The 25,177-nt window shown below is 41.0% G+C and carries 21 protein-coding genes and 1 tRNA gene; 12 read left to right on the top strand and 10 right to left on the bottom strand.

Translation table 11 applies throughout. From position 1 onward, the window contains the following. Window positions 1-55 precede the first annotated feature (55 nt). Window positions 56-2,188, bottom strand: a complete 2,133-nt coding sequence (locus ACXAH9_RS11965) for a WG repeat-containing protein (RefSeq protein ID WP_474895099.1) — start codon at window positions 2,186-2,188, stop codon at window positions 56-58. A gap of 28 nt (window positions 2,189-2,216) precedes the next feature. Continuing rightward, window positions 2,217-3,551, bottom strand: a complete 1,335-nt coding sequence (gene hemA, locus ACXAH9_RS11960) for a glutamyl-tRNA reductase (RefSeq protein ID WP_474895098.1) — start codon at window positions 3,549-3,551, stop codon at window positions 2,217-2,219. An 8-nt stretch (window positions 3,552-3,559) separates the two neighbouring features. Between hemA and ACXAH9_RS11955 the strand changes: the two genes are divergently transcribed. Then, a complete protein-coding gene (locus ACXAH9_RS11955) occupies window positions 3,560-4,273 on the top strand; it encodes a ComEA family DNA-binding protein (protein ID WP_474895097.1) in 714 nt (237 codons plus the stop codon). Window positions 4,274-4,276: 3 nt separating this feature from the next. Then, the gene (locus ACXAH9_RS11950; protein ID WP_474895096.1) at window positions 4,277-8,272 is read left to right on the top strand and encodes an AAA domain-containing protein; all 3,996 of its coding nucleotides are present in this window, start codon (window positions 4,277-4,279) and stop codon (window positions 8,270-8,272) included. 53 nt (window positions 8,273-8,325) lie between these two features. On the opposite strand, the gene ACXAH9_RS11945 is transcribed toward ACXAH9_RS11950, so the two are convergent. The 4 genes from ACXAH9_RS11945 to recQ form a co-directional block, all read right to left on the bottom strand. Continuing rightward, entirely contained in the window at window positions 8,326-8,790 is a 465-nt protein-coding gene (locus ACXAH9_RS11945) for a gliding motility lipoprotein GldH (RefSeq protein ID WP_474895095.1), read from the bottom strand. Between the two features lies 1 nt (window position 8,791). Next, window positions 8,792-9,937: a PSP1 domain-containing protein gene (locus ACXAH9_RS11940; RefSeq protein ID WP_474895094.1), complete on the bottom strand. Its 1,146-nt coding sequence runs from the start codon at window positions 9,935-9,937 to the stop codon at window positions 8,792-8,794. Window positions 9,938-9,992: 55 nt separating this feature from the next. Beyond that, on the bottom strand, window positions 9,993-11,276 hold the full coding sequence (purD, locus tag ACXAH9_RS11935; protein ID WP_474895093.1) for a phosphoribosylamine--glycine ligase: 1,284 nt from the start codon (window positions 11,274-11,276) through the stop codon (window positions 9,993-9,995). Window positions 11,277-11,341: 65 nt separating this feature from the next. Continuing rightward, window positions 11,342-13,531: a DNA helicase RecQ gene (gene recQ / locus ACXAH9_RS11930; RefSeq protein ID WP_474895092.1), complete on the bottom strand. Its 2,190-nt coding sequence runs from the start codon at window positions 13,529-13,531 to the stop codon at window positions 11,342-11,344. Window positions 13,532-13,676: 145 nt separating this feature from the next. On the opposite strand from recQ, the gene ACXAH9_RS11925 reads away from it, so the two are divergent. Continuing rightward, window positions 13,677-14,753, top strand: coding sequence for a mannose-1-phosphate guanylyltransferase (locus ACXAH9_RS11925; protein WP_474895091.1), 1,077 nt, complete (start codon window positions 13,677-13,679; stop codon window positions 14,751-14,753). Here the strand turns inward: ACXAH9_RS11925 and rlmB are convergent. Together rlmB and ACXAH9_RS11915 are read right to left on the bottom strand one after the other, a co-directional pair. After that, window positions 14,750-15,490 carry a 23S rRNA (guanosine(2251)-2'-O)-methyltransferase RlmB gene (gene rlmB, locus ACXAH9_RS11920; protein WP_474895090.1) on the bottom strand — a complete coding sequence of 247 codons (741 nt, stop codon included), beginning with the start codon at window positions 15,488-15,490 and terminating at the stop codon, window positions 14,750-14,752. The genes ACXAH9_RS11925 and rlmB overlap by 4 nt on opposite strands. Further along, window positions 15,487-16,632, bottom strand: coding sequence for a GWxTD domain-containing protein (locus ACXAH9_RS11915; RefSeq protein ID WP_474895089.1), 1,146 nt, complete (start codon window positions 16,630-16,632; stop codon window positions 15,487-15,489). The genes rlmB and ACXAH9_RS11915 overlap by 4 nt, the downstream gene beginning before the upstream one ends. Before the next feature lie 76 nt (window positions 16,633-16,708). Here ACXAH9_RS11915 and ACXAH9_RS11910 point away from each other — a divergent pair, with 76 nt between their 5' ends. The 4 genes from ACXAH9_RS11910 (at window position 16,709) to ACXAH9_RS11895 (ending at window position 18,528) form a co-directional block, all read left to right on the top strand. Next, a complete protein-coding gene (locus ACXAH9_RS11910) occupies window positions 16,709-17,479 on the top strand; it encodes a class I SAM-dependent methyltransferase (protein WP_474895088.1) in 771 nt (256 codons plus the stop codon). 27 nt (window positions 17,480-17,506) lie between these two features. Beyond that, the gene (locus ACXAH9_RS11905) at window positions 17,507-17,947 is read left to right on the top strand and encodes a Dps family protein (RefSeq protein ID WP_474895087.1); all 441 of its coding nucleotides are present in this window, start codon (window positions 17,507-17,509) and stop codon (window positions 17,945-17,947) included. Continuing rightward, a complete protein-coding gene (locus ACXAH9_RS11900) occupies window positions 17,944-18,429 on the top strand; it encodes a C40 family peptidase (protein ID WP_474895086.1) in 486 nt (161 codons plus the stop codon). The genes ACXAH9_RS11905 and ACXAH9_RS11900 overlap by 4 nt, the downstream gene beginning before the upstream one ends. A gap of 25 nt (window positions 18,430-18,454) precedes the next feature. After that, window positions 18,455-18,528: transfer RNA gene (locus ACXAH9_RS11895), tRNA-Ala, on the top strand. Here ACXAH9_RS11895 and ACXAH9_RS11890 read toward each other — a convergent pair. Beyond that, on the bottom strand, window positions 18,529-18,912 hold the full coding sequence (locus tag ACXAH9_RS11890) for an acyl-CoA thioesterase (protein ID WP_474895085.1): 384 nt from the start codon (window positions 18,910-18,912) through the stop codon (window positions 18,529-18,531). Between the two features lie 81 nt (window positions 18,913-18,993). On the opposite strand from ACXAH9_RS11890, the gene ACXAH9_RS11885 reads away from it, so the two are divergent. From ACXAH9_RS11885 to ACXAH9_RS11865, 5 genes are all read left to right on the top strand, one after another. Beyond that, complete coding sequence (locus ACXAH9_RS11885) at window positions 18,994-20,175, top strand: S41 family peptidase (RefSeq protein ID WP_474895084.1); 1,182 nt, start codon at window positions 18,994-18,996, stop codon at window positions 20,173-20,175. Between the two features lie 11 nt (window positions 20,176-20,186). Then, window positions 20,187-20,771, top strand: a complete 585-nt coding sequence (locus ACXAH9_RS11880) for a Crp/Fnr family transcriptional regulator (RefSeq protein ID WP_474895083.1) — start codon at window positions 20,187-20,189, stop codon at window positions 20,769-20,771. Between the two features lie 67 nt (window positions 20,772-20,838). Next, window positions 20,839-21,390, top strand: a complete 552-nt coding sequence (locus ACXAH9_RS11875) for a DinB family protein (protein WP_474895082.1) — start codon at window positions 20,839-20,841, stop codon at window positions 21,388-21,390. Between the two features lie 100 nt (window positions 21,391-21,490). Beyond that, entirely contained in the window at window positions 21,491-23,170 is a 1,680-nt protein-coding gene (locus ACXAH9_RS11870; RefSeq protein ID WP_474895081.1) for a formate--tetrahydrofolate ligase, read from the top strand. 55 nt (window positions 23,171-23,225) lie between these two features. Continuing rightward, window positions 23,226-23,843: a hypothetical protein gene (locus ACXAH9_RS11865; RefSeq protein ID WP_474895080.1), complete on the top strand. Its 618-nt coding sequence runs from the start codon at window positions 23,226-23,228 to the stop codon at window positions 23,841-23,843. A 51-nt stretch (window positions 23,844-23,894) separates the two neighbouring features. Here the strand turns inward: ACXAH9_RS11865 and ACXAH9_RS11860 are convergent, their stop codons facing one another. Next, window positions 23,895-25,157, bottom strand: coding sequence for a hypothetical protein (locus ACXAH9_RS11860; protein ID WP_474895079.1), 1,263 nt, complete (start codon window positions 25,155-25,157; stop codon window positions 23,895-23,897). Window positions 25,158-25,177: the final 20 nt, after the last annotated feature.

Genomic DNA, 25,177 nt, shown 5'->3' with positions numbered 1-25,177 from the left:
ACAAATATTCTGGGTACTTAGCTGGCCTACCCTTTTGTTTTAAAGAAGTGCAAAGTTAATTTTTAATCATGGTGTAATTACCCACAATCTTTGCTCTCTCATGGTTAATCTTAAACACTTGTTGCCCGGTGTAGTTCAAAACACCCCAGGCCCGATTTTTGGATACCAAAACCCGGTCTCCAAAATCTTCCAGATAATCGAAAGCCGGCCTTAAAATGAAACTGCCATCTCCATTAACAAGACCATACTGATCATCCATATTTTGCACAATATAATTACCTGTACTCAATCGGTAAACAGATTTCCAAATAAGTTCTAATACTTCATCACCATCTTTATCCAAAAGACCATATTTTTCATTTTGTAAAACGATTGAAGCTCCGCCGAAAAAAGGTGTGACGGAATCATAGTAGGGCTGAATCTTAATTACCTCATTTTTATCTATAAACCCCCATTTGCCTCGAAGCATAATTGGAGCGAGACCCTCATGAAAGGCTCCTGCGGCATCATACCTGTTGCTGATTCTCAGCCTTCCACGGTCATCTACAAAGCCCCATCTGTTTTCTTTTTCAATCAAAAAATAGCCCTCACTATAATCCAGAACCTGCTGGTAGCCCTCATCTGAATGAAGTAGTACTTTCCCTGATTGGGACTTAAGGGTAATCATTCCATCATGGCTTAGTTCAAATTGCCCCCCAATCATTCGAATGGTGTCATATTCAGGCTGAACCCAAACTTCACCTAATGAATTGAGTAATCCATAGCCTTCCACATCTTTGATAAGGAGGTGAGAACCCAAAATTCTAACAGGAGAAGAGGTGGTTTTATACACTAGTTCACCTTTTTTGAAGTAGGAGTACCCCTTTCCTCTCCGGCCGATGAGAAAGTTTCCGATTGAAATAATTTCATCAAACTCTGATCGGATGATCCAATTGCCAGCTTCATCCATGGCACCCCACCTGTTTAGATAATTAACAATGTAGCCTCCTGAGAAAAGGGAAAGGCTGTCGTATTTGTACGTCGTGTCTTCTTCTCTCGGATCAAAAACAGCCCAATGTTCATTTCGCTTTGTTATGAATTGATTTTCCTTGCCCGCCATCAACATTTGAAAAGGAAGTCGATTTACTTTTTCTCCCTTTTTATTGAACAGCCACCAGCCTTTTTTATCAATAGCAGCATAATGTTCAGACAGAAAATGAATAGAATCGTAACCAGTAAACAATCGGTTACCATCTTCATCCAATACTGACCATAAACGTGTCTTGCTGTTTTGAACAATCAGATGATCGTCAATAAACTCCTTGAGAACGAGTTCATGTTTGTTGAGTAAAGTTGCATTTTTTAGTAGGAGATGATGAGCTCCATTTAGGTAGGCCATTAAAAGACCACTCTTACTTATAGTGAGTGAGTCGCATTCCCATTGCATCAATACACTATCTCCTTCATAAATCGTCCATTCTGGAAATTCAATGGGCTGAGCTTCTCCTTCGGAAATCCGAATGTTTTTGAATTTAAAATCATGAATGCTTTTTCCTTCTCTGGAGAGATATCCTGCATATCCGTCCCGGAATGCAATCCAGCCATTGTTAAAGCTGAGAGAATCAAGACCTAGTTCAAGTACCGTCCCTCGGGTGTTGTAAAGGTCAATTTCACCTCCAGATCTTTTTGCTGTGTATAATGAATGGCGCTCAATGATATGCCGATATTTTGAAGGTATAATTATTTCATTCTGGAAAGACACTACCCCAAAATTTTGACGTTTTCCATCAAAATCACTTACCAGCCAGTTTGCGCCTAGAGGCTCAATAGTGAAATAATTGAAGCTGATGATAGTCCGACCTTTTTCATCTAATATTCCATGAAATAGATGATTGCTAAACCTTCCCTTTATCGAAGCTTTAAAGTAATTGTTGGCGATGGGTTGAATGGTGTAGAACTTCTGCCCTGTCAGCGACTTGTTTCGCACATTGATAAGTCCCCAAAGGTTATTCTTTTTAAATCCGATAACACCACTTACGACATTCGTGGATCCATCTGACCATCCTAGTTTTTCATAAACAGCTGGCACGGTCACATTGCCCGTTTCGTCTTTTACGCCAAAGTACCCGTCTTTTTCGAATACAGTGAATTGATCGGCCTGAACAGCCGAAAAACAAAAGATGAATAAAATTAAAGTTAGATACCGCATACTCCCCGCAAACAAATATAAAGCGGGTCTATTTCTTTTCTACTACTGCGGCTTCTAGGTTAAATAAGTCATTGAGAACTCCTACCAATGTATCCGCCTCCCCTCGCTTGCATGCTGCCTTCAATTGTAGCACAGGCAGCTTGATTACTTTTTGGATCATGCTCTTAGTCACCACTTCGAGCAACTCCATTTCCTCATCGGACAATTTTTTATGCCTGGCAAGCTCTTCTCTCCTGATTTGATCCAGTGCGTTTTTTAGTTTTTGAATGGTTGGAGAGACCTCCATTTCACTTTTCCATTTAGAAAAGTTTATAAACTCCTCTTCAACGATCCACTCCGCATTTGGAATGGCTTTTTCCCGCACCTTCCTTGCTTTCAACGTTCTTTCTGTAAGTTGATCTACATTGTAAAGAGAGATACCCGGAACATTTTCCAGATCCGTATTCATGCTTCTTGGCACTGAAAGATCTATTAAGAGCTTATGGATAGAGCCCTGCCCAAGATTATCTGCAGAAATAATAGGATCGGTACAAGTTATTGCTGAGATAATCACATCATTATCAGCTATCACCTGATCAAGTGAATTAAAATCGCTGACTTTAATATTTTTTCCAATCGCAAGCTTGTCTGCCTTAGATTTTGTTCTGTTCACTAATGTTATAGTAGCCTCATCGCTGTTTAGGTTTTCAAGCACATTCTGACCGATTTCCCCCAGGCCTACTAATGCCACTCGCGGCTGTTCAATATTTCGAATGAATCCTCCAATCAAATCAACAGCCACAGACGCTACGGAAGCAGTACCATCCTGAAGACTCGTCTCCTGAACCACTCGTTTGTTAGCATAAAAGATGGTGTGCATCAATCGGTGCAAATGAGGACCAGCCAGACTTAAATCAGCGCTTTGCTGATAAGCTCTTTTTACCTGATTGCTGATCTGGATATCTCCTAAAACCTGAGATTCCAGACCCAAGGCTACTCTAAAAAGATGTCGGGAAGCTGAAGATGAGTCGTATGTTCTGAAAAACCCTGAAAGTTTATCAGATGGAATTGACTTGAATGACGAAATCAATTGAATAATTTCATCATGCTGCATTTGACTAGACGTATAATAAAGCTCGGTTCGGTTACAAGTGGAAACCAAAAGAGCCTCCTCAATCTCGAACATGTCCTTCAGACTCAGTAAAAACTGACCTGCTTCTTGCTCGCTAAAAGCTACCTTCTCCCGAATTTCGATCGGCGCATTCTTGTACGACAGTCCTAAAGCCTTAAATCCTTCCATCTCAATCAATTGCGAAGGCAAAAATAACAGCGCCTTGTGTATATTGGTTGTGATAAAAATCAGCAATTCCTTATTTAGAATCATTTTAAATAATGTTGAAATACCTAACTGATACCATATCACGAGCGATTGGCTTCACCAAGACCGAATCTAGAGGTGCTTTGGTGCTGATTATTATCATTCTCGTAGGCCTTTTATTGACTAATTGGAAAATTAAAAACATCAAAAAAGGAGCGCCCATTGTCGCAGATAGTACCGCACTTAAATGGATGGAAGAAGTACAGGCTTCTATTGAAGTCAAAAAGGAATCTAAATCAACATTTGATAAATCAGTTTACCTCCCGACTAAAAAACCTTACGAGAAAAGAGCGAAAAAAAATGCCAGTAGCTCGCCTAAAAAGGAAGCTGTCAAAATTGAAATAAAAGACTTAAATAAAGCTACTGCGGAAGAGTTACAAATTGTAAAAGGTATTGGCCCGGCCTATTCAGAACGAATCGTAAAATACAGAAAGCTCCTTGGTGGTTTCGCAGACACCACGCAACTAAATGAAGTATATGGACTGACGACAGAGACAATTAAAGAGCTAGTAGAACACTTCCAAATTATGTCTGATGTAAACCCAATTGAGATTAACACAGACTCGCTGAAAGTACTTTCTAAACACCCATACATCAACTATGACCTGGCTCGAATTATCCTCAACTATCGCCAGCAACACGGTGATATAACGTCCACGGAAGAACTGCTAAAAATAAAAGCGATCGATGAACGTACTTTCCTGAGATTAAAGCCATATTTGGACTAGGCTATGCAGAAAATCCTCAAGTCATATTTAAGGAGGTTAAGTAATCTATCCGGTAACAATCGTTCACTTCTATTGCTAAGATTGCTGAAGGATCAATTCATTGATGTTCATGATTTTGACTATGCAGAAAATGAAGCAAGCTTCAACATCATCAAAAACCTTATTGAGCAGCGAAAGAAAATTCCTCTCTGCAGCGAGGTGGACAGCCGAAGTAAATCATCCAATGATCTAAGCAAACGCCTAAAAAAAATTCAGCGAATAGAGAAGTTCATTTTCGAAGAACGGGGCGCGAAGGACCTGTACATTGGGTGGCCCTTTATCAAAGGAAAATTCTCGGATGAAACTCCGGTAAGGTGTCCTCTGATCTTTTTCCCAGTATCCATTGAAAAAAATGGAAACGAGTGGTTTCTCTCTCGCAGGGATGATGTGAACATCACCTTAAACAAGACTTTCTTGCTAGCCTATTCATACTACAACCAAATACCACTGGATGAAGAGCTGATAGAGACGGTCATCGATGATTATGATCGTGATGCCACGGTTTTTAGGACTCAGCTTTATGAGCTTTTGAAGAATAGTGGTGTTGAACTGAATTTCAATCAGGAGAATTTTGCTGATGAGCTAAAGCCATTTGCGGATATGAAAAAATCCCAATTGGAATCCAGTGAAAAGACCGGTTCGCTCAAAATGTTTCCTCAGGCTGTATTGGGTATTTTTCCTCAATCCGGTTCCTATCTCGTTCCTGACTATGTAAAGCTTCTGGAAGATCAGAATGAAACAGATCTGGAAGAATTCTTTGTAAAAAAAATTCAGAAAGAAAACGAGAATCAACTTGCTCTTTTTGATCGGGTCAACGAAGAAAACACGTTCACACCGTTCCCCCTAGATGCGTACCAGGAGCACGCACTTAAGGAAATAAAAAAAGGAAATTCACTTGTTGTGCAGGGACCTCCCGGAACGGGCAAATCACAGCTAATAAGTAATCTCATCTGTGACTTCATTGCCAGAGGTAAGAACGTGCTTCTCGTGTGTCAGAAAAAAGCAGCTCTGGATGTGGTGTATCAAAGGCTCAAAGAAAAAGAGATGCACGATTTTGTGGCGTTGGTTCATGACTTTAAAAATGATCGCAAACCGATCTATGAACAAATCGATCAGCAGATAGAATCGGTAGAGGTTTATGAAAAGAAAAACAATAGCTTAGATGCCATCCAACTGGAGCGCGGTTTCCTGCAGGCCAGCAGGAGAATTGATCAGATAGTTGAAGAACTACAGGAGTTTAGGGATGTATTGTTTGATGAATCGGAATGTGGTAAATCCGCCAAAGAACTTTATCTCACGAGCAGCCCTGATCAACCCAGCTTTAGTATGAACCTGGAGTATCGGGCGTTTCATTTCACTAAACTGGATGAAACCATGAGGAGGTTTAAAACTTATCTGGAGTACTTCGATAAGTTTGAGAAGCGCACCCACTTTTGGGCCAAGGGACCATCCTTTGCTGGTTTTCAAACCAAGGATTTAGTAAAACTCAAGGAAGTGCTTTATGAAGTTCCAGCCTTTAATGAAAAACTGTTAGCTACATCAAAGGAGTTTTGTTCCCAACCAGTAGATTTTGAAACCGGTGAGTACCTAGCCAATAAACTGCCTGAACTCATTGAACTTTTCGAAGGATTAAAGGAGGGGGTTGTTTACAAGGTGTATCAACAACTTAATGCTGACAAGCCCACCAAAGATCTAAACTGGCTCTCGCAAACCGAGCGAATCATGATGACTTGCTTTCGGGGCGCTGGTCTGGAGAGTACATTGAAAGCTGAAAACTTAGGACGATTTCAGGAAGTTCTCAGATCCGCTATGAAAGCACGAAAGAATCCTTTTAGCTGGCTAAAGTGGCGACTGTTTTCTAAAGAAAAAACCTTCCTAAAGAGAGTTATGGTTGCAAATGACCTGAAGAGTAATAAGCGGGGATTTAACATTCTGGTTGAACGAATTGATAATCGGCTGAACTTTGAACATTCCCTTTCTCAAATTCAGGAAAATCCGTGGCTACATAATTTTCCTTCTGGATTCAGAAAGATCGATTTACAGGATTGGTTTTACTGGCAAAAAATGGGGCTCAATATGTTTGCTGTGGCACAAACCATCCGGTCTCTCAATGATTATCTCCCTGTATCGCGACTTGATCACAAAAGTTATCACAAGCGTCTGGATCAGCTGGTTTCTTTGGTTCATAAAATCCCTCATCAGCTTTCACTTTGGAAGAGGTATGTGAATATCCATCAAATCCGGGCCATTATCCTGAAAAAGGAAGATCCTCATAAGCTGGAAAAACTTCTGAAAAAGGATTTTGATGCAATCTGCGAGTATCATAAGCTGAAGTCGGATTTAAGTTCAGAAGAGTCTAAAGTTTTGGATGAAATAACGTCCAGTAATGCAGGTTCGATTGAGGAGGGGATTGCTTTGTTTAAAAACAGCTTATCGCTCGCCTGGATCGATCACATTGAATCTAAATATCCGAACCTAAGAACTGTAGCTTCCGGGAAGCTGGATGCGTTGGCCAGTGAACTCCGAGACCAGATAGAGACCAAGCGCGAAGCAAGTAAGGAAATTTTACTGCTGAAATCTCGCGAAAAAACTTACGAGAATATTGAATACAATCGGCTGAAAAACAGGATAACCTATCGGGATCTTCAACATCAAGTTACGAAAAAGCGAAGAATCTGGCCGATCAGAAAAGTCATCTCAGAGTTTTCAGAAGAGTTATTTACGCTTCTGCCCTGCTGGATGTGTTCTCCAGAAAGTGCGTCCGCGATCTTTCCAATGAGAGAAAACTTTGACCTGGTCATTTTTGATGAGGCTTCTCAGTGTTTTGCCGAAAGGGGCATTCCGGCTATGTATCGTGGAAGGCAAATTGTGGTATCGGGTGACAGCATGCAACTTCAACCAAGTGATCTTTACAGAGTGCGGTGGGACGATGAAGAAGATGATACGCCCGAACTGGCCATTGACTCGTTGCTTGATCTCACTAAACATTATTTGCCTGAGGTGAGTCTGGCAGGTCACTATCGAAGCAAGTCGCTGGAGTTAATTGACTTCTCCAATGAACATTTCTATAAGGGCAAGCTGCGTTTGCTCCCGGATTACTCCTATGTGAATAAGAAAGAACCCTCCATTGAATATGTTCAATGCAAAGGAATCTGGGATGATGGAAAGAATGAAGTAGAGGCTAATGAGGTGATTGAGCAGACATTCAGCTTACTGAAAAAATATCCGGAGAAGGAGATCGGAATAGTCACTTTCAACTACCGTCAACAAGGCCTCATTCAGGATCTGCTGGAGGAGAAATCGGCCAACAGGAGCATACTTCTACCCGATTCATTATTCGTGAAAAACATTGAAAATGTACAAGGAGATGAACGTGACATAATCATTTTCAGCACTGGCTATGCTCCAGATAAAAAAGGAAAGTTAAAACTCCAATTTGGAAGCCTGAATGCACAGGGTGGTGAAAACAGGCTAAACGTTGCAGTAACTCGCGCAAGAGAAAAGGTAATTATTGTGAGTAGCATATTACCTCAACTACTCAAGACCGATGACACCAAAAATGAAGGACCAAAACTGCTGAAAAAATACCTGGAATATGCATGGAATGTGAGTGTAGGGAAGTATACGCCGCATATACCAGAATATGAGGAACACCATGTAGATTGGTTTTTAAGAAATCGAATCAAGGATCAATCATTCCATGAGTATAATGAGTTCGAACTGGCCAAGGAACTTCCATTTGCTGATCTATCGGTAAAGAAAGGTGATACCTATACCGGACTGATACTCACGGATGATGAACGCTATTATCAAGCGCTTTCACCAAAGCAGATTTACGCCTTCCAACACTTCCATCTGATCATGAAAAATTGGCCGCATGTGCGGTTTCACAGTCGGGAATTTTGGCTGGACATTGATGCCGCTAAAGAAAAAATGAGGAAGTTTTTATATTCGAATTAGAATGAAAAAGCATTATCGTTGATACCAACCGAAAAATGAAAGAGGGGCCCAAATCACTCAGCGAATTCGACTCTCGCTCCAACTGAAAGGATAAAAGGAAGGGTGTCTCTTCGCATGTACTGCTCAAAGGAAAGAGCGTACTTTCCTGTACTTTGAAATTTATAGTTTTCCTCAAGCACAAACGAATGATCAAATAAATCTCCTAAACCACTACCATACGGTTCACCAGTTTTGGGATCAAAAAGATCAACTTCCTTTAGTTGCTGCTGTAGCACATTACCGCTGGAATCTTTCAGTGTATACTGAAAATAAAGGTTGTAAAACGGGTAAGAGGATGCGTTTCTAAAAGTAGCCTTCAGGTTGTATGCTCGTGTGGTATCTTCAATTTGAAACGGGAAAGTCTGAATCGAATCCAGGTGCCAAAAAGCTTCTTCCAGGTCATTATAATCTTCGTAGACCCTGCTAGAGTCACATGCCGAGATAAATAGAAAAAGTAAAATAACAGACAGGTGCCTCATATTATGATTTTTCAGATTTCTGATGTGGCTTTTTGCCTCTAAATTTATTACGCTTCTTTTTCTTTTTCTTCTTTTTCCCTTTCCCACTAAATTTTTTATCCATAGCCTCCAGATCACTGTTAATGGAGGACGTATCAACATCCACTTCGGATTCATTCTCCTGGAGTGTGACCGGCTTTTTGCCTTTTTTATTTAAAGACTGAATCTCCTTCACTCGTTCCACGCCTACTGCATGCCAGTTATTATCATCGTCGTAACCAAACCACATGATCTTACGAAAGATGTCGGTTTTTTGAAGCTTTGCGACACCTCTTTGGGTCTTGAGAGGTTCCTCTACCTCTGGAATATCTTTGAGCGCCTCCATGTAGGTATCCAACTCGTAGTTGAGACAGCATTTCAGTCGCCCACACTGCCCTGATAATTTACTCGGGTTCAATGACAGATTTTGATACCTGGCTGCAGAAGTGGAAACATTTTTGAAGTTTGTGAGCCAGGTGGAGCAGCATAGCTCTCTTCCGCAAACACCCAGACCTCCAATGCGCCCTGCTTCCTGACGAACGCTGATCTGTCGCATTTCTACGCGGATTTTGAACTCACTCGCCAATATTTTGATCAACTCTCGAAAATCTACCCGCCCCTCAGCCGAGTAGAAAAAAGTGGCTTTTGTTCCATCTGCCTGAAACTCGACATCTGTCAGTTTCATTTCCAGCTTGGTATCCTGTATAATTTCTTTCGTACGATACATCACAGAATCTTCCCGATTCCGTGCCTCATCCCATCGCTCCATATCACGGGAGGTCGCCTTGCGATAAATCTCCCTTACTTCATCGTCATCTTTTATGCCTTTCTTCGACATCTGCAGGCGAACCAATTCCCCTTGCAATGAGACATATCCAATATGGTGCCCATTTGGAACATTCACCACAACCGGGTCTCCGGTCACAATATCAAGCTTTTTGGAATTTCGGTAAAACTCTTTACGTCCGCTTTTAAATCGAACCTCTACCACATCAAATCGATGCATAGCGGGTACGTCCATATTTGATAGCCAATCAAACACGTTGAGTTTATTGCAACCTCCTGTGCTGCAATGACCGTTGTTTTTGCATCCGGCCGATCCACTGGTACCGCAACTAGCACATCCCATATTTCCGTAATCTAATGGATATCTTCAGGAATTTGAACTCTGGATTTAATGAAAATCACTGGCCCAATGCTTTTAAGTCAAAGCCTATATCTCCACGGAAGCGCTTACCCTCCCAGTTGATCTCCTGGCCCCCTGCATATGACTTGCTTAAAGCCTCTCCTAAATTTTTACCCAGTCCTGTTAGCGCTATTACTCGTCCGCCGTTAGTAACCAGCTTGCCATCTTTCATGACTGTTCCAGCGTGGAAAGGGAGCACTGTTCGAATGTCGCCAACAGTGATTTCATGTCCTTTTTCGTAAAATTCTGGGTATCCTCTGCTCACATACATGACTGTAGAAGCAGTAAATCGCTCATATTCTATCTCCGTATCGATCAGGTTTTTGTCAGCAGCAGCTACTAATAGCTCAAGAAAATCTGTCTTGATTCTAGGGAGCACCACTTCCGTTTCCGGATCACCCATTCGTACATTATATTCAATCACATATGGGTCTCCTCCTACATTGATCAGACCGAAGAAAATAAATCCACAGTAGTCAATCTTCTCCTTTTTAAGTCCATCTATAGTCGGCTTGATGATTCGCTTATTCACTTTATCCTTGAATGCCCTATCTGCAAAAACCACGGGTGAGACAGCACCCATGCCACCGGTGTTAAGTCCAGTATCTTTTTCACCAATACGCTTATAATCTTTTGCCTCTGGCAGAATACGATAATCCTTTCCATCGGTAATAACGAAGAAGGACACCTCAATGCCTTTCAAGAATTGCTCCAACAGCACCTTTTCACTTGCCGCACCAAATTTCTTATCCTCAATCAGGTTTCTCAACGATTTTCGTGCCTCCTCCAGCTCCTCGGTGATGATCACCCCTTTTCCACCAGCAAGCCCATCTGCTTTCAAAACATATGGTGGCTCAAGACGCTCCATGTATTTGATTGTTTCCTCGAGGTTGTCCTTGGTTACCGTCCGGGCATCTGCGGTTGGAATTTTATATTTCTTCATGAATTCCTTCGCGTACTCCTTGCTGCCTTCCAGCATAGCTCCCTTGGCTTTTGGGCCGATGATACGAAGCTTTTTGAAATCTTTATTAGCACGTAAATGATCAACGATACCATTCACCAGCGGATCTTCCGGACCGACGATAAGCAGATCAATCTCATTTTCTTTGATTGCTTCAGCAACCGAGTCGAAATTTTTTGGATCAAGATCCAGGTTAGTGCCAACCTTGTGAGTGCCACCGTTTCCGGGGGCTATAAAGATTTTACCGCATTTGGGGCTTTGTTTTACTTTCCAGGCTAGCGCATGTTCCCTACCACCGGAACCAAGAATTAGAATATTCATTGAGTATGATTTTGCAAATAGGTGGCTAAGTTCACCGTATTCCTTCTTTTTTCAAAGTGAAGGTGTTAATGAGCATACTCGCTCATGAACTTTATCCGCATCAAACGCACCTCGTCTTCTGAATAATACTCCCCCAACTCCTCCATGGCCACTTCAATGTCATCCGTTTCTGCATTCAGGAAATAATCATAAATATCATCCTGTCGGTCATCATCGAGCAATTGATCGATGTAATAATCGATATTCAGCTTGGTGCCAGAATAGCAAATATTCTCTACCTCCGCGATCACCTCTTCATATTTCATCCCTCGTGCTTCTGCTATCTCTTCAAAATCCATCTTCTGGTCGATGTGCTGAATGATGTAAATTTTGTTTTTCGATTTGGTACCTGATGTTTTAACTAATACATCAGAGGCGGTGACAATATCATTCTCTTCTACATATTCATCAATCATCTGTAAGAAGGGCTCACCAAATTTCTTCGCCTTGCTCTCTCCCACACCCACGATCTGCTTCAGATCATCCATGGTAGTAGGATATACCGTACACATCTCTTCCATAGATGGATCACTAAAGATTACATATGGAGGGATGTCTTCCTGGTGAGCAATATCTTTTCTCAGCTTTTTCAGCATGCCGAAAAGGGTCTTGTCGTAGGCGCTTACATTAACGGGGGCCCTATCGGATTCTTCTTCTGAATCAGCCTCTGTAGTGTAGTCATGATCTTTGGTCAGCTTATGAGAGTATGGGCTTTCCAGGAACTTTGTCCCTTTTTTGGATACTTTAAATACTGCTGGATTTTCTATGTCCTTTTTCAGGAATTCATGTAGCAACGTTTGTCTGATCACAGAGCGCCAAAAATTTTCATCGTCATTGGTGTCTTTTCCTTTACCAAACACATCCAACTTATCATGATCATAGCTTTTTACATGCTGTGTGGATTTACCTACCAGCAATGCCGCCAGGTGATTGATGTCAAATCGTTCATTGGTTTGCTTCACGGCCTGAATCACCAATTCGATAATTTCCTTTCCTTCAAATTGTTCTTTTGGATGGACACAGTTGTCACACTGCCCGCAATTGTCTTTTTCAAACTCCTCTCCAAAATAATGAAGGAGCTGCTTTCTTCTACATATGGCTGAGTCGGCATAGGATGCCATTTCTTCCAGAAGGAATCGTGCGTTCTCCCGCTCTGTTACAGCTTTGTCCTTATTGAATTTTTCAAGCTTCAGAATGTCATTATAGGAATAAAACATCAGGCAGTTGCTATTAATGCCATCTCTGCCTGCTCTTCCCGTTTCCTGATAATATCCTTCGATCGATTTGGGTGCATCATAATGAACGACAAAGCGCACATCCGGTTTATCTATTCCCATTCCGAATGCAATAGTAGCAACAATGACATCTATATCTTCATTGAGAAACCCATCCTGATTTTTCATCCGTTCTTTAGATTCCATCCCAGCATGGTAGGGAGCGGCATTGATATCATTAACACGGAGGAACTCGGCAATTTCTTCCACCTTCTTTCTACTCAAGCAGTAGATGATGCCACTTTCTCCTTTATGTTCTTTAATGAACTTAATTAATTGCTTTTTTGCATTTTGCTTTGGTCTAACCTCGTAATAAAGGTTTGTTCGATTAAATGAAGACTTAAAAAGCTGAGCCCCATCCATCGATAGATTTTTTTGAATATCCAACTGCACCTTCGGGGTTGCAGTAGCAGTAAGGGCAATCATTGGAATGTCACCGAGCTGCCCTATAATATCTTTAATACGCCTGTATTCAGGACGAAAGTCGTGTCCCCATTCCGAAATGCAGTGAGCCTCATCAATGGCAACAAATGAAATCTTGGCCTGCTTCAAGAATTGTACGTTCTCCTCTTTAGTCAATGATTCCGGAGCTACATATAGGAGCTTCACTATTCCTGAGATGGTATCCTTTTTTACTCGATTGCTTTCTGATTTAGTGAGGGTCGAATTCAAGAACCGAGCATGAACTCCTACAGCGTTCATTTGATCCACCTGATTTTTCATTAACGCGATTAGGGGAGAGATAACGATGGCGGTCCCATCCTGAACGATAGCAGGCAGTTGGTAGCATAAAGACTTCCCAGCTCCAGTAGGCATTATCACAAACGTATTTTGCCTCTCGAGAATATTATGAATGATATCCTCTTGCTTACCCCTAAACTTGTCGTAACCAAAAACACGCTTGAGGCTTTCCTTAAGACTCACTTCGGCAGTTGTCTCCATTTCTACAGTTGATGTAAAGTAAAAAGTTAATCAAAACCTTGATTGCAAACAAATCGTGATTGGGTGAGTGCGTCTATTTCAAACGCAAGATGATAAGCTATATTTGCCAAGGTTAATACTAACGCGAATTTCTTACCAAAATCTTATGAGTACAAATATTTATGTAGTGATTATGGCTGGCGGAAGTGGAACCCGCTTTTGGCCCTACAGCAGAGACGCAAGACCAAAGCAATTTTTGGATGTTTTGGGTACAGGAAGATCACTACTTCAAATGACCTTTGACCGATTTAAAGAAATCACCACTGAGGATAAAATCTGGGTTGTTTCTAATGAAAAATATGATCAGCTGATCCATGATCAGCTTCCAGAACTTGAGGAACATCAGATTCTATTAGAAACTGAGAAACGAAATACGGCCCCCTGCATCGCATATGCGGCTTACAAGATCATGAAAAAAGATCCGAATGCCGTTCTTGTTGTTAGCCCTTCGGATCACGCAATATTCAAGGAAAAAGAATTTCAGAATGTCATTTCCACTTCTGTAGAAAGTGCAGCTAGCGATGAAAAATTGATAACCATTGGCATTCGGCCCAACAGACCGGAAACAGGTTATGGTTACATTCAGTACTTAAGCGACCCTGGTGTACCTGTTAAAAAAGTGAAGACATTTACTGAAAAACCAAAGGCTGACCTGGCTACTAAATTTTTAGAAAGCGGAGACTTTTTGTGGAATTCCGGGATTTTTGTCTGGTCCATTGATTCAATAGTCAAAGCATTTGAAATGCATGAAGAGGAAATTGCCAGCTTATTCGCTGACGGACTCAATGAGTATTTCACCGAAAATGAACGTGCCTTCATAAAGAAAGCGTATAGCCAGTGTAAGAATATTTCGATTGATTATGCAATCATGGAAAAGTCAAGTAACGTCTATGTCGTTCCTGGTGAATTTGGCTGGTCCGACTTAGGTTCGTGGAATGCCCTTCATGAGATCAAGGACAAAGATGAAAATGAAAATGTGATCGATGGATCCGTGATGACCTATGACTCGAAAGACAATTACATCAAATCCAAGAAGGGCAAAGTGACCGTCATCCAGGGATGTGAAGGTATGCTTATCGCTGATTTTGATGATGTCTTGCTTGTTTGTAAAAAGGAAGACTCCTCTATTTTCAGAGATTTCATCACCGATGTAAAAGCAGAGAAAGGGGATAAGTTTGTTTAGCCGTTTCTTTGTCGCTGTACTTCGTAAAGCGCCATGCCCGCTGCAACCCCTACATTAAGGGACTCGATAGAACCTGACATTGGCACTTTAGCTACTTCATTGGCTAGATTAATTAGCTCAGTTGAAATGCCTCGATCTTCTGAACCCATAATGATGGCCGTTGGCAGGGTAAAGTTCATTTGATCCAGGGTTTTGTCCGTTTTTTCAGAGCAGGCAATTAAGTTGATGCCGGACTCATGCAAGTACCTCACCGCATCGAGTAGGTTTTTTTCTCTGCATACGGGTAAATAATTAAACGCTCCAGCGGAAGTTTTCACAGCATCCTCATTAACCTGCGCGCCTCCGCGAGAAGGAATCACAAGCCCATGAACTCCAAGGCATTCGGCTGTACGAGCAATCGCACCAAAATTTCTTACGTCAGTGATTTCATCAAGAACTAAAAACAATGGATTCTTACCCTCCTCATAGAGCTGTGGAACCAGATGCTCAAGGGTATGATACTGCACAGGCGATATCAATGCTACCACCCCCTGATGATTTTTCTTGGTGAACTTGTTGATCCGCTCAACCGGCACTTTGGAGATGGGTGTAGGTGTTTGATGAAGCTCAGTCATCAACTCCTTGTAAAGATCACTTTTCAGGTTTTTCTGGATAAACACCCGTTCCAGGTGCTGGCCAGATTTTACAGCTTCAATAACTGTTCGTATCCCGTAAATAATGTCCGATTTTTTATTCATTTAATGCCACGACGTATCGTCGCTATTTGATTGTACCACTGCTCTTCAAATTCAATATCCCTTCGCAGTGAATAAGTTTTGGGCGCAAAAAAAGTCGAGATTATCGTGAACTCAAAGGCTGAACCATCATCATAGTACCATTCTTCTAAGCTTCCTGTTCGATAAACCTCATCTGGTTTACCAAAAACGGTATACATCATACCTCTGTCTGTCTTCCAGCCTGGTTTAAAATCTGTGAAAAGTTTATTCGCGTTTTCAATCCAGTTGTAATATTTCCTAATGGCATTCCTGGCTCTACTTTTCGTGGAAAACGTGTTCATCCAGAATGAGTCAAAAGACTGTTTGGGATTTTTAGATCTAAGCATCGCCTTTTTTTCCTGTTCACTTGTCAAGTAGAGCATGGACTCAATCAGCTCTCGGAGCTGCCGATACTCTGGATAGTATGGTGGCACTCTGAGCATGGTTACACCTACAGTTGCCAATGAGTCCTTTCGAACCGTGTAAAAATAATTTTCCTCAAAAATGGGAGAATTGGAGACCATAAATGCAGTATCCATATCCACCTGAGGTGCTAGAGGCTTCATATCGGCCATTGGTGGATCGGCCGGAGGAAAATTTTCTGCGTATTGCATGATAAGTATCGTATCATTCCCCATCCACTTATGTCCTGATCGGTTGACGTATTTTTCCAGTATAGGTAGCCCCCGATCATCCACAGGATAAATAGATGGAAATGAAAGTGAACCAATTCTTAAAGGGATGTCGTAATAGTAAAATTGCTCTGGCTTTGAAAACTTAATAACCAAAAGATTTTCGTCAGGTTTTGGAAGACGAATTTTCAACAGTACCTGAGAGGCTACATCCAATAGGGTGTCTGTGGCAATTGACTGAATGGAGCGGTGGGTCTCTGACTCATATCCATCTTGGATCAAATATTCGTATTGCCAGGAGTTAATGGAATCCGCTGAAATTCGTAAAAATACAACCAGTTCACGTTCGTCACTCACCACACGATGTGCCATTTTTACGTTGAAATTCACATCATACTGCCAGGCAACATTGACACGAGAGAAATTGATTGCACTAGCTGAGAATCCAACCAAAAAGGCAATTAAGCTGAATATTAGGACATGCTTTCTCATAGGTATCCAAATTAGCCATATAATTGATTTTCTTTGTGCTCTTTAATTAAAAAATCATATACTGACCCGTATTCTAATGAGTGTATATACCACTGAGATCGCCTCGGATAAAATTCCTTCAGACAATGTCATTCATCAGCGACTATTATCTGCCTACCATCAGGCCAAACCCTATATCAAAGGAGATTTGCTGGAACTGGGCTGTGGTGAAGGCCGTGGGGTAGAATTACTAGCCCCGCTGGCAGATTCCTACATTGGTATAGATAAAATCAAATCCGTCATTGACAATCTGGAACAAAAGTTTCCTGATTATAAATTCCTAAGTGGTGTATTTCCACCTTTCCCTTTTGAAGACAATTCCTTTGATACCATCATAACCTTTCAGGTGATTGAGCACGTGAAAGATGACGAAGGCTTTATCAAGGAAATTCACCGTGTGCTTAAACCCGGAGGACGAGCTTTGATCACTACTCCCAATATCAAAATGACACTTTCAAGAAATCCATGGCATGAAAGAGAGTATACCGGGGATGAACTAGCAGCACTGTGTAAAAAGTATTTTGAGAAGGTAGAAATGAAGGGTATTGCAGGTAATGATAAAGTGATGGAGTACCATGAGAGGAATCGTGTATCTATACAGCGTCTCATGCGTTTTGATATCTTCGATTTGCAACACAGGCTTCCTTCAGGTTTGTTACGAATACCCTATGACATCCTCAACCGAATGAACCGAAACAAGCTAAAAAAGACGGGTGATGAACTAGTAAAATCCATCACTGTAGAGGATTTCAACCTACGAGATCAGAACGAACAAAACCTTGATTTATTCTGTTTAATAACTAAATAGAAGTGGAATCAAAATTTTATTCTGAAAATGAACGATAAATTAATAAACGAACTCAACCAATTATTGTCAGACTTTCATGTGTATTATCAAAATACACGAGGTGCACATTGGAACATCAAGGGTCCCAGATTCTTTGAATTACACGCCAAGTTTGAAGAGCTATACACCGAAGCTTTAGAAAATATTGATGAGATAGCAGAGCGTATTTTGACTATTGGTGGAAGACCTGATCATGCTTTGGAAACTTACCTTGAGAAATCCAATATTCAGTCTGTAAAAGACGAGTCGAGTGATGAAGCACTGGTAAAAATGATTGTGAGCAATCTTACAACATTAGTTGCTCAGGAAAATAAAGTGAAGGAACTGGCCGTTGAGGCAGAGGACAATGAGACGGAAGATATGATGATTGGTCTTGTGAACGCACAAGAGAAAACCCAATGGATGTTCAATTCGTGGTTAGGTAAGTGAGAATAAATCAAATTAAATATTTCCAATACCTGCTGTCAGCTTTTTTGATAGCAGGTATTTTTATTTCTGCCCCTGCTCAGAACAAGAAGAAACTGAGAAAAATTGAGTCTGTTATTCAAACCGGGCGATCATACATTGGCACTCCTTATAAGTGGGGTGGCATGTCTCTATCAGGTATTGATTGTTCCGGGCTGATTTACAACTCATACCAAACTATTGGCGTTTCATTGCCAAGAACCGCAAAAGAACAATCAAAAACAGGGAATAAGCGAGGTTGGAACGGTATCCGGGAGGGTGATCTGGTTTATTTCAAATTCAAAAAGAAAGGAAGCAAGTGGTACCATAGCGGCATGATTACGTATGTGGGAAAAGAGAAAATCTTATTTGTGCATGCCTCCTCCTCTCATGGGGTTATTGAATCGAACTTGCTCAGTGAGTATTACAAAAAGAACGTAAAGAATTTTAGGAGGGTGATTAAATAGGATTTATTTATTTTCGCTCACTCTTGGGGCTATAGCTCAGTTGGCTAGAGCGCTACACTGGCAGTGTAGAGGTCGCCGGTTCGAGACCGGCTAGCTCCACTATTGAAAGAGTGCCTGAATCTCCTCAGGTACTCTTTTCAACTTCTGAGTCTCCCGCTCAATCAAACACCAGTTGGACTTCACCATTACTAGCAGATCATCTCCTTTAAAGACTTTCACAATACGATCTGAAAAGGGCCCTCTGTAACCCTCTACATATGTCTTTACGGTGACTTCATCCCCAAGGAATGCCTGCTTTTTATACTCTACATGATGAGAGCGAACCATCCAGAAATATTTTTCATTGATCTCCTTACTGATTTCTGAAAGCCAGTGCTCACGTGAGATATCAAGAGCCCACTGCATGTACACCAGGTTATTCACATGGTCATTGAAATCAAGATGATCTTTGGTGACGGTGATTTGCTTTGTAAAATCCAGCATGTATACAAAACTAACTCCGGTGAAAAAATCTAGTACCCTCCCGTACTTATATTATTAATTTTGATACTCACTCAGACTAAAATGAAAAGACTTTTATTTCTCTTTTTCTTTGCTTCCGGGCTATCAATACAAGCCCAGCAAAAGCCACTATTTGATGTCTCCTATGATAAGCCTGCCAACTCAAAAGCAACGCTAGAAGAAGTCCAGCAACTCATTTTAGAGAACTACTATTTTGATGGGCTTACTATTGACGACCTCAATTGGGCTGCTGTTGAGGGAATATTGAGACACATTTCACCTCCCGAATCACCCGAGTTAGCCAAGCTTTGGACCGATGAAGAATATGAAAAAATCCTTAACTCACTGAAGGGTGTGAAAGTTTCATTGGGGTTTAACAGCACTTTCAATTCCAATGATGGCAGCCTCACTGTGACAGACTTAACTAAAGGGTCAGAAGCAGAAAAAAAATTACGTGTAAATGATCGAGTATTACGCATAGATGATGAACCCCTGAAAGGGAAAAGCATCGATGAAGTGAATCAACTCATTGACGGAGAGTTGAACCAGGTTTCTACCCTAAAGATTGTTCGGGATATCAAAGTATTTGATGTCTCACTAACACGGGACACCCTAAAGGTGAACAACCTGATTGTAACTAAAATTCCTAATAAGGAAGCTGCACTTATAGAATTGAGAAAAATAACCTTAGGAATGTCGCAAGATTTGAAGGTGACACTATCGGAATTTCAATCTTTAGGGATTAATAATATAATCCTTGACCTTAGAAACAATAGCGGAGGGGTATTAAACGAAGGTGTAAACATCGCCAAACTCTTCATGAAGAAAAATGACATAGTGCTTAGAACCCAGGCACGATCAAATGGTATTACTAATTATGTTGCTGAGATTGACCAATTCCATGACATAAACATTGTAGTACTCATCAATGAACAAACAGCTTCTGCAGCAGAAATAATAGCCAGCGCCTTGCGTGATCATTCCCGTGCAGTATTGGTTGGGAAAAAGACCTACGGAAAAGGTGTGATAGAAACCACCTTCACTTTGAGCAATGACTATCGTTTGAAGTTTATCACAAACGCCATGTACAGTCCTAAAGGTGTCTCATGGCAAAGTAATGGAATACTCCCCGATTACTTTATTGACCAGACACAGGCAAACTACAACGATGTTATAAAGCTTGATATAAGCAATCGGATGAGAAATGATTTGCATCTGAGTACTGCATTGAAATTGTTAAACTAATTGGTCATTACATGAGCGCTGGCAGTGCACACCTCTTGCAATCTATTTTTAGTAAATACATCACTCTCAGCGATGAAGCAAACGAGTTTCTATTTCAAAAATTCAAGCTTAAGGAATATGCTGCCAGGGAAATGATCGTAGAAAGTGGCGGGTATGCGCGCTATTTCTATTTTGTGCTTTCCGGTGTACAGGCCATTTACTTACTAAATGAAAAAGGTGAAAAAGTAATTTTCGGGTTTTCATTTAGAGGCTCGCCATCAGGAGCATTTGATTCATTTATCCGGCAAAAGCCTTCCAACTTTTTTCTGGAGGCACTTACACCCTCTAAGGTGATTGGGATTACCAAACCAGACTTTGATGAACTTTTTAATCGCTTTCCTGAGTTTTACCGCTGGCGTGCTCATTTTATGGAAGACATTCTTTTGGGTCGCATCTCCCGGGAAGTTGAGCTTTCTACTTATTCAGCAAAAAAGCGATTTGATGCATTTGTAAAAAGGTGCCCGACCGAACTACTTGACATTCCCCAAAAATACTTGGCTAGCTATCTGAATATGACTCCAGAAACATTTAGTCGATTGAGGGCTTTACGGGATTAATTGATCCATATCAATTTTTTTGTTTCCCAAAAGCCGCAGCTTTGAATCGTCAAAAACAATTAGAGAGATGGAAGCCAACTACGAAAAAATGCTGCAGGATTCTAATCGTATCAAAAACTACATCAAGGGAGATATTGCTAACCTGGATGAAGGCATTCTTACGAAAAAAGAAAATGAAAAAAAATGGTCTGCACTTGAGGTCATAGAACACTTAAATAAAGTATACGATGTATATCTTGATAATTTTCGAAAAGCAATAGACGCTGCAGATGATCTTTCGCCAAATGAAACCCCGCAGATGAGACGCACTTTATTAGGCAGGTTATCCATTTATACAAATAAGCCAAAGAGAAAAAAGCGTCGATTTAAAATGAAAACATTTGATTTCTTTCGTCCGGCTATTGGCCCGAAACAATTACATGGCATCATTGAAACCTACCTTCAAAACAAAGAAATATTCAATGATTTGATCAAAGATGCCAGAACCAAAAATCTAAAAAATGTAAAGATCCCAACAGCTTTAGGTGAAAAAGTGAAATTCTTTATTCCAGAGTGTTTTGAGTTTCTGTTGGTGCATGAAGAACGCCATATGATCCAAATTGCAGAGGCAATTGAGTGAAAATGAAGCGGACGATTAACAGTCTTCATAATGACGATCATCATGTCCTTTATAAGTTTGATGTCCTATTTTGCTGACGCAAAACATCAAATGATCCAAAATGACTACAGAAAGTCCTGATCTGAAGATCGCACAGGCTGCCACCCTCAGACCAATAGCAGAAATTGCCAAAAAGCTGAATCTAACCAATGGTGAGGTTGAACAATACGGTCGCTATAAGGCAAAAATTCCTCTCTCGTATATTCAGGAAGACCAGGTCAAGAAAAATAAAATGATCCTTGTCACGGCAATTACTCCTACTCCAGCAGGAGAGGGTAAAACAACTGTTTCTGTGGGCCTATGTGACGGTTTAAATCGTATTGGAAAAAGCGCAATTGCAGTTTTGCGTGAACCTTCTTTGGGACCCGTTTTTGGGATCAAGGGTGGGGCCACAGGAGGCGGATACTCTCAACTCATCCCAATGGAAGACATCAACCTCCATTTTAACGGGGACTTTGCTGCTATTGAAAAAGCAAATAATCTGCTATCCGCCCTGATTAATAACAATATCTATGGACGTACAAGAAACCTGGGGATAGACCCTCGAACAGTGAAATGGCGATGGGCTATGGATATGAACGATCGTTCATTAAGACATATTATAACAGGCCTTGGAGGCAAACAAGGAGGCTTCCTTCAGGAGTCCGGATTCAATATTACTGCTGCTTCTGAAATCATGGCGATTTTATGCCTGGCAAAAGATTTTTCTGACCTAAAAGAACGCATGGGTAATATTTATGTAGGTGATACCTTTAATGGAGAGGCCATTTTTGCCAAAGATCTGCATGCACATGGTGCAATGGCAGCTTTACTTAAAGATGCAATCAAACCTAATCTTGTGCAGACATTAGAGGGAAACCCTGCTATCATTCATGGTGGTCCTTTTGCTAATATCGCCCAGGGGACCAATACACTTATTGGAACAAAAATGGGCTTGTCTTTATCCGAGTATGTTGTGACAGAAGCAGGATTTGGTGCTGACCTGGGGGCAGAGAAGTTTTTTAATATCAAATGTAGAGCGGGAGGAATCAGCCCTAAGACTGTGGTGCTTGTAGCCACTGTAAGAGCGCTAAAATATCATGGTGGTGTAAAAAAGGAGAATCTGCAAAATCCCAATGTGGAAGCCGTAGAAGAGGGACTTGTAAACTTGGAGAAGCACATAGAAAACATCAAATCTTTCGGGGTGCCTGTGGTGGTAGCTATCAATAAATTTACATCAGATACCGATGGCGAAGTGAAACGAATCGTGGACAGGTGTAAAGCACATGCGGTAGAGGTAGCACTATCCGATGGATGGGCGAATGGTGGTGCTGGTATGGAGCCATTGGCGGAAAAGGTAGTTGATGCTGCAGAATCATGTAACGAAGCTTTTAAACCCACATATTCCTTAGAGGACTCTTTCAAGGATAAAATTAAATCTATCGCTGAACGAATATACGGGGCAAACAAAATTTCCTATTCTGCTAGCGCAAATGCCATACTCAAACGCGCCGAAACATTAGGGTTCTCCCACTTTCCTATATGTATGGCCAAAACACAAAACTCATTCTCCGATGATGCTACTTCATACGGACGACCCACCAATTTCACTTTGAATGTAAGAGAAGTTGAAATTGCGGCTGGCGCCGGCTTCATCATCCCAATAACAGGTAAAATGTTGAGGATGCCGGGACTACCCGCTATTCCTGCAGCTGAAAATATCGATATCGATGAGAAAGGAAACATTTCAGGATTGTTCTAAGCTCCCCTTTTGGCAAGATGATTGCCTAATGCTTTAGTATTGTATAACATTATATATGATTTCTAGTAAAGGGTTCACAGTAGCTACATTGATCTTAGCGTCGCTTATGGTGGCTGCTCAAAATGGCTCTGCCAATTATCATCAGGTTTCTATTACGGCCAGTTCAATTACCATTCACGGTCAGACCAATATCAACAAGTTTAACTGCAGCATGGATCAACCAGCCCTCAATGATTCCATTGTTGTAAAAAATATCTGGCTAAACAAAACCCTGGAATTCGAAGGTCTTATTTTGAAATATCGGGTGGATCAATTTCAATGCGGTATTTCCGCAATGAATAGTGACTTTCAGGAACTCTTAAAGGCTGAAGAAGAACCATACTTATACCTGGAGTTAAAATCCATTACCCTTCACCCTCACAATGATGCTTTCGAAGAACTGGATGTGGATGCTGAAGTTGAGGTGTTGCTGGCTGGTGTGAGAAAAAAAATCAATATTGAAGGAGGAAAAGTGATCAATCATTCATCCGCTCATATGACGCTGATAGGAGACAAAGACTTGTTAATGACTGATTTTTATATTGAACCACCTACGAGGATGTTTGGAATGATTAAAGTAACAAATGATATCTCCATTGCATTTGAAATCAGTATGCGAGTTTCTTCATTATAAAAAAAGCCGCCCTAAAAAGAGCGGCTATCATCCACAATAGATCCATTAATCCTAGAACCCTATAGTAGCTTCTATATTAATCCCGTTGAATTCTGCTCCCTGGTACTTAGTTCCGTCCCAGCCTTCTTCATCGTATTTACTTGTCACATATTCTGTTTTAAGCGCAATGTTTCTTGTCATGTACCAACCGAACCCAAGGTTAGTTCTAGTGATTTTTTGCATGTTTGTTACATCTGAAGTCTTACCTCGTACTACGTTATAACGGCCGCCTATCCATAGTTGCTCAGTAGATCCAAATCGATAGATCAACTCACCTGCCACTTGTTTAAAACTACCTCCAACATCACTATCACCATTGTCAGTAATTTCCCAAATTCCAAATAGCTCTACACCGCTATACTTAACAAATGGGTTGATCTGGAAGGCCGTTTGATACGCAAATCTCGGATTGAATCGAGGCAAAAAGTCACTCACTCTAGAGTCATTTTCTCCTTCTAAAATGCTATAATACCTGGCTCCAGCCCTGTCTCCGTTGTATAAATAATCTCGTGTGCTCTTTTCAGAACTACTATAAAAAGAGCCTGTCAAACGTAAACGGAGGTCATCGTTCATTTGCTTGTCATAGCCTAGCTTTCCATAAATCACTCGTCCATCGTCACCTGCTACAGGACTTTGGTTTAGCCTTCCATTAGACATACCAATCACACCTATAATTCCATTATTTTGAACGGTTACTTCCAGATGAGGCTCTGTTGTAAAAGCATCCATGATGTAATTGCCTACAAATGGATTGTATATCGCACGTGCATTATCTGATCTTCTAAAGTGAGCATCGCCATAATTGATCTCATCCATCCCCACTTTAATTGTAGCCATTTCCATAAAACCTCCCAGAAATCCCTCACTGATGAAGTCAAGATTATCCATTTGGAGGTAGCCTCCTTTAACCCACGCTTCCGGATGGTGCCTGGAAGACAGATACGTTCTCAAGTGCATACGCACACCATCTGCAAATTGCACATCAAAGTTTAAGTTCGCAGTAGGAAGAGAGAAGTTATTTGCCAACTCTACCAGCGTGTCCCCTACTAAATCGTTACTTTGTGACAAGCCTTGAAAATGCATGGCAAAATCACCACCTACTCGGAGTTTCATTCCTTCGAATTTTACTGTGTCTTCCTTACTTGTCTCGAAGACATTCAAGCCCCTCTTATCATTATACCTATAGTATTGGATAGAAGGCAACTGAGCATAAACAGCTATTGTTCCAAATAGCATCACACCTGCCAGTATTAGTTTAAAAATTGATTTTTTCATAATTCAGGTTGTTTAATAGA

Source organism: Ekhidna sp. ABH4_415, assembly GCF_056161305.1.
This window is presented reverse-complemented; position numbering and strand designations above follow the sequence as displayed.

Bases quoted from the DNA above. Each gene is read 5' to 3' on its own strand.
- ACXAH9_RS11940 (WP_474895094.1), bottom strand. From the start codon at position 9,937: ATGGGATGTGCTAGTTGCGGTACCAGTGGATCGGCCGGATGCAAAAAC.
- purD (WP_474895093.1), bottom strand. From the start codon at position 11,276: ATGAATATTCTAATTCTTGGTTCCGGTGGTAGGGAACATGCGCTAGCC.
- ACXAH9_RS11915 (WP_474895089.1), bottom strand. From the start codon at position 16,632: ATGAGAAAGCATGTCCTAATATTCAGCTTAATTGCCTTTTTGGTTGGA.
- ACXAH9_RS11885 (WP_474895084.1), top strand. From the start codon at position 18,994: ATGAAAAGACTTTTATTTCTCTTTTTCTTTGCTTCCGGGCTATCAATA.
- recQ (WP_474895092.1), bottom strand. From the start codon at position 13,531: ATGGAGACAACTGCCGAAGTGAGTCTTAAGGAAAGCCTCAAGCGTGTT.
- ACXAH9_RS11880 (WP_474895083.1), top strand. From the start codon at position 20,187: ATGAGCGCTGGCAGTGCACACCTCTTGCAATCTATTTTTAGTAAATAC.
- ACXAH9_RS11945 (WP_474895095.1), bottom strand. From the start codon at position 8,790: ATGAGGCACCTGTCTGTTATTTTACTTTTTCTATTTATCTCGGCATGT.
- hemA (WP_474895098.1), bottom strand. From the start codon at position 3,551: ATGATTCTAAATAAGGAATTGCTGATTTTTATCACAACCAATATACAC.
- ACXAH9_RS11875 (WP_474895082.1), top strand. From the start codon at position 20,839: ATGGAAGCCAACTACGAAAAAATGCTGCAGGATTCTAATCGTATCAAA.
- ACXAH9_RS11890 (WP_474895085.1), bottom strand. From the start codon at position 18,912: ATGCTGGATTTTACAAAGCAAATCACCGTCACCAAAGATCATCTTGAT.
- ACXAH9_RS11905 (WP_474895087.1), top strand. From the start codon at position 17,507: ATGAACGATAAATTAATAAACGAACTCAACCAATTATTGTCAGACTTT.
- ACXAH9_RS11955 (WP_474895097.1), top strand. From the start codon at position 3,560: ATGTTGAAATACCTAACTGATACCATATCACGAGCGATTGGCTTCACC.
- rlmB (WP_474895090.1), bottom strand. From the start codon at position 15,490: ATGAATAAAAAATCGGACATTATTTACGGGATACGAACAGTTATTGAA.
- ACXAH9_RS11870 (WP_474895081.1), top strand. From the start codon at position 21,491: ATGACTACAGAAAGTCCTGATCTGAAGATCGCACAGGCTGCCACCCTC.
- ACXAH9_RS11910 (WP_474895088.1), top strand. From the start codon at position 16,709: ATGAGTGTATATACCACTGAGATCGCCTCGGATAAAATTCCTTCAGAC.
- ACXAH9_RS11925 (WP_474895091.1), top strand. From the start codon at position 13,677: ATGAGTACAAATATTTATGTAGTGATTATGGCTGGCGGAAGTGGAACC.
- ACXAH9_RS11950 (WP_474895096.1), top strand. From the start codon at position 4,277: ATGCAGAAAATCCTCAAGTCATATTTAAGGAGGTTAAGTAATCTATCC.
- ACXAH9_RS11865 (WP_474895080.1), top strand. From the start codon at position 23,226: ATGATTTCTAGTAAAGGGTTCACAGTAGCTACATTGATCTTAGCGTCG.
- ACXAH9_RS11860 (WP_474895079.1), bottom strand. From the start codon at position 25,157: ATGAAAAAATCAATTTTTAAACTAATACTGGCAGGTGTGATGCTATTT.
- ACXAH9_RS11965 (WP_474895099.1), bottom strand. From the start codon at position 2,188: ATGCGGTATCTAACTTTAATTTTATTCATCTTTTGTTTTTCGGCTGTT.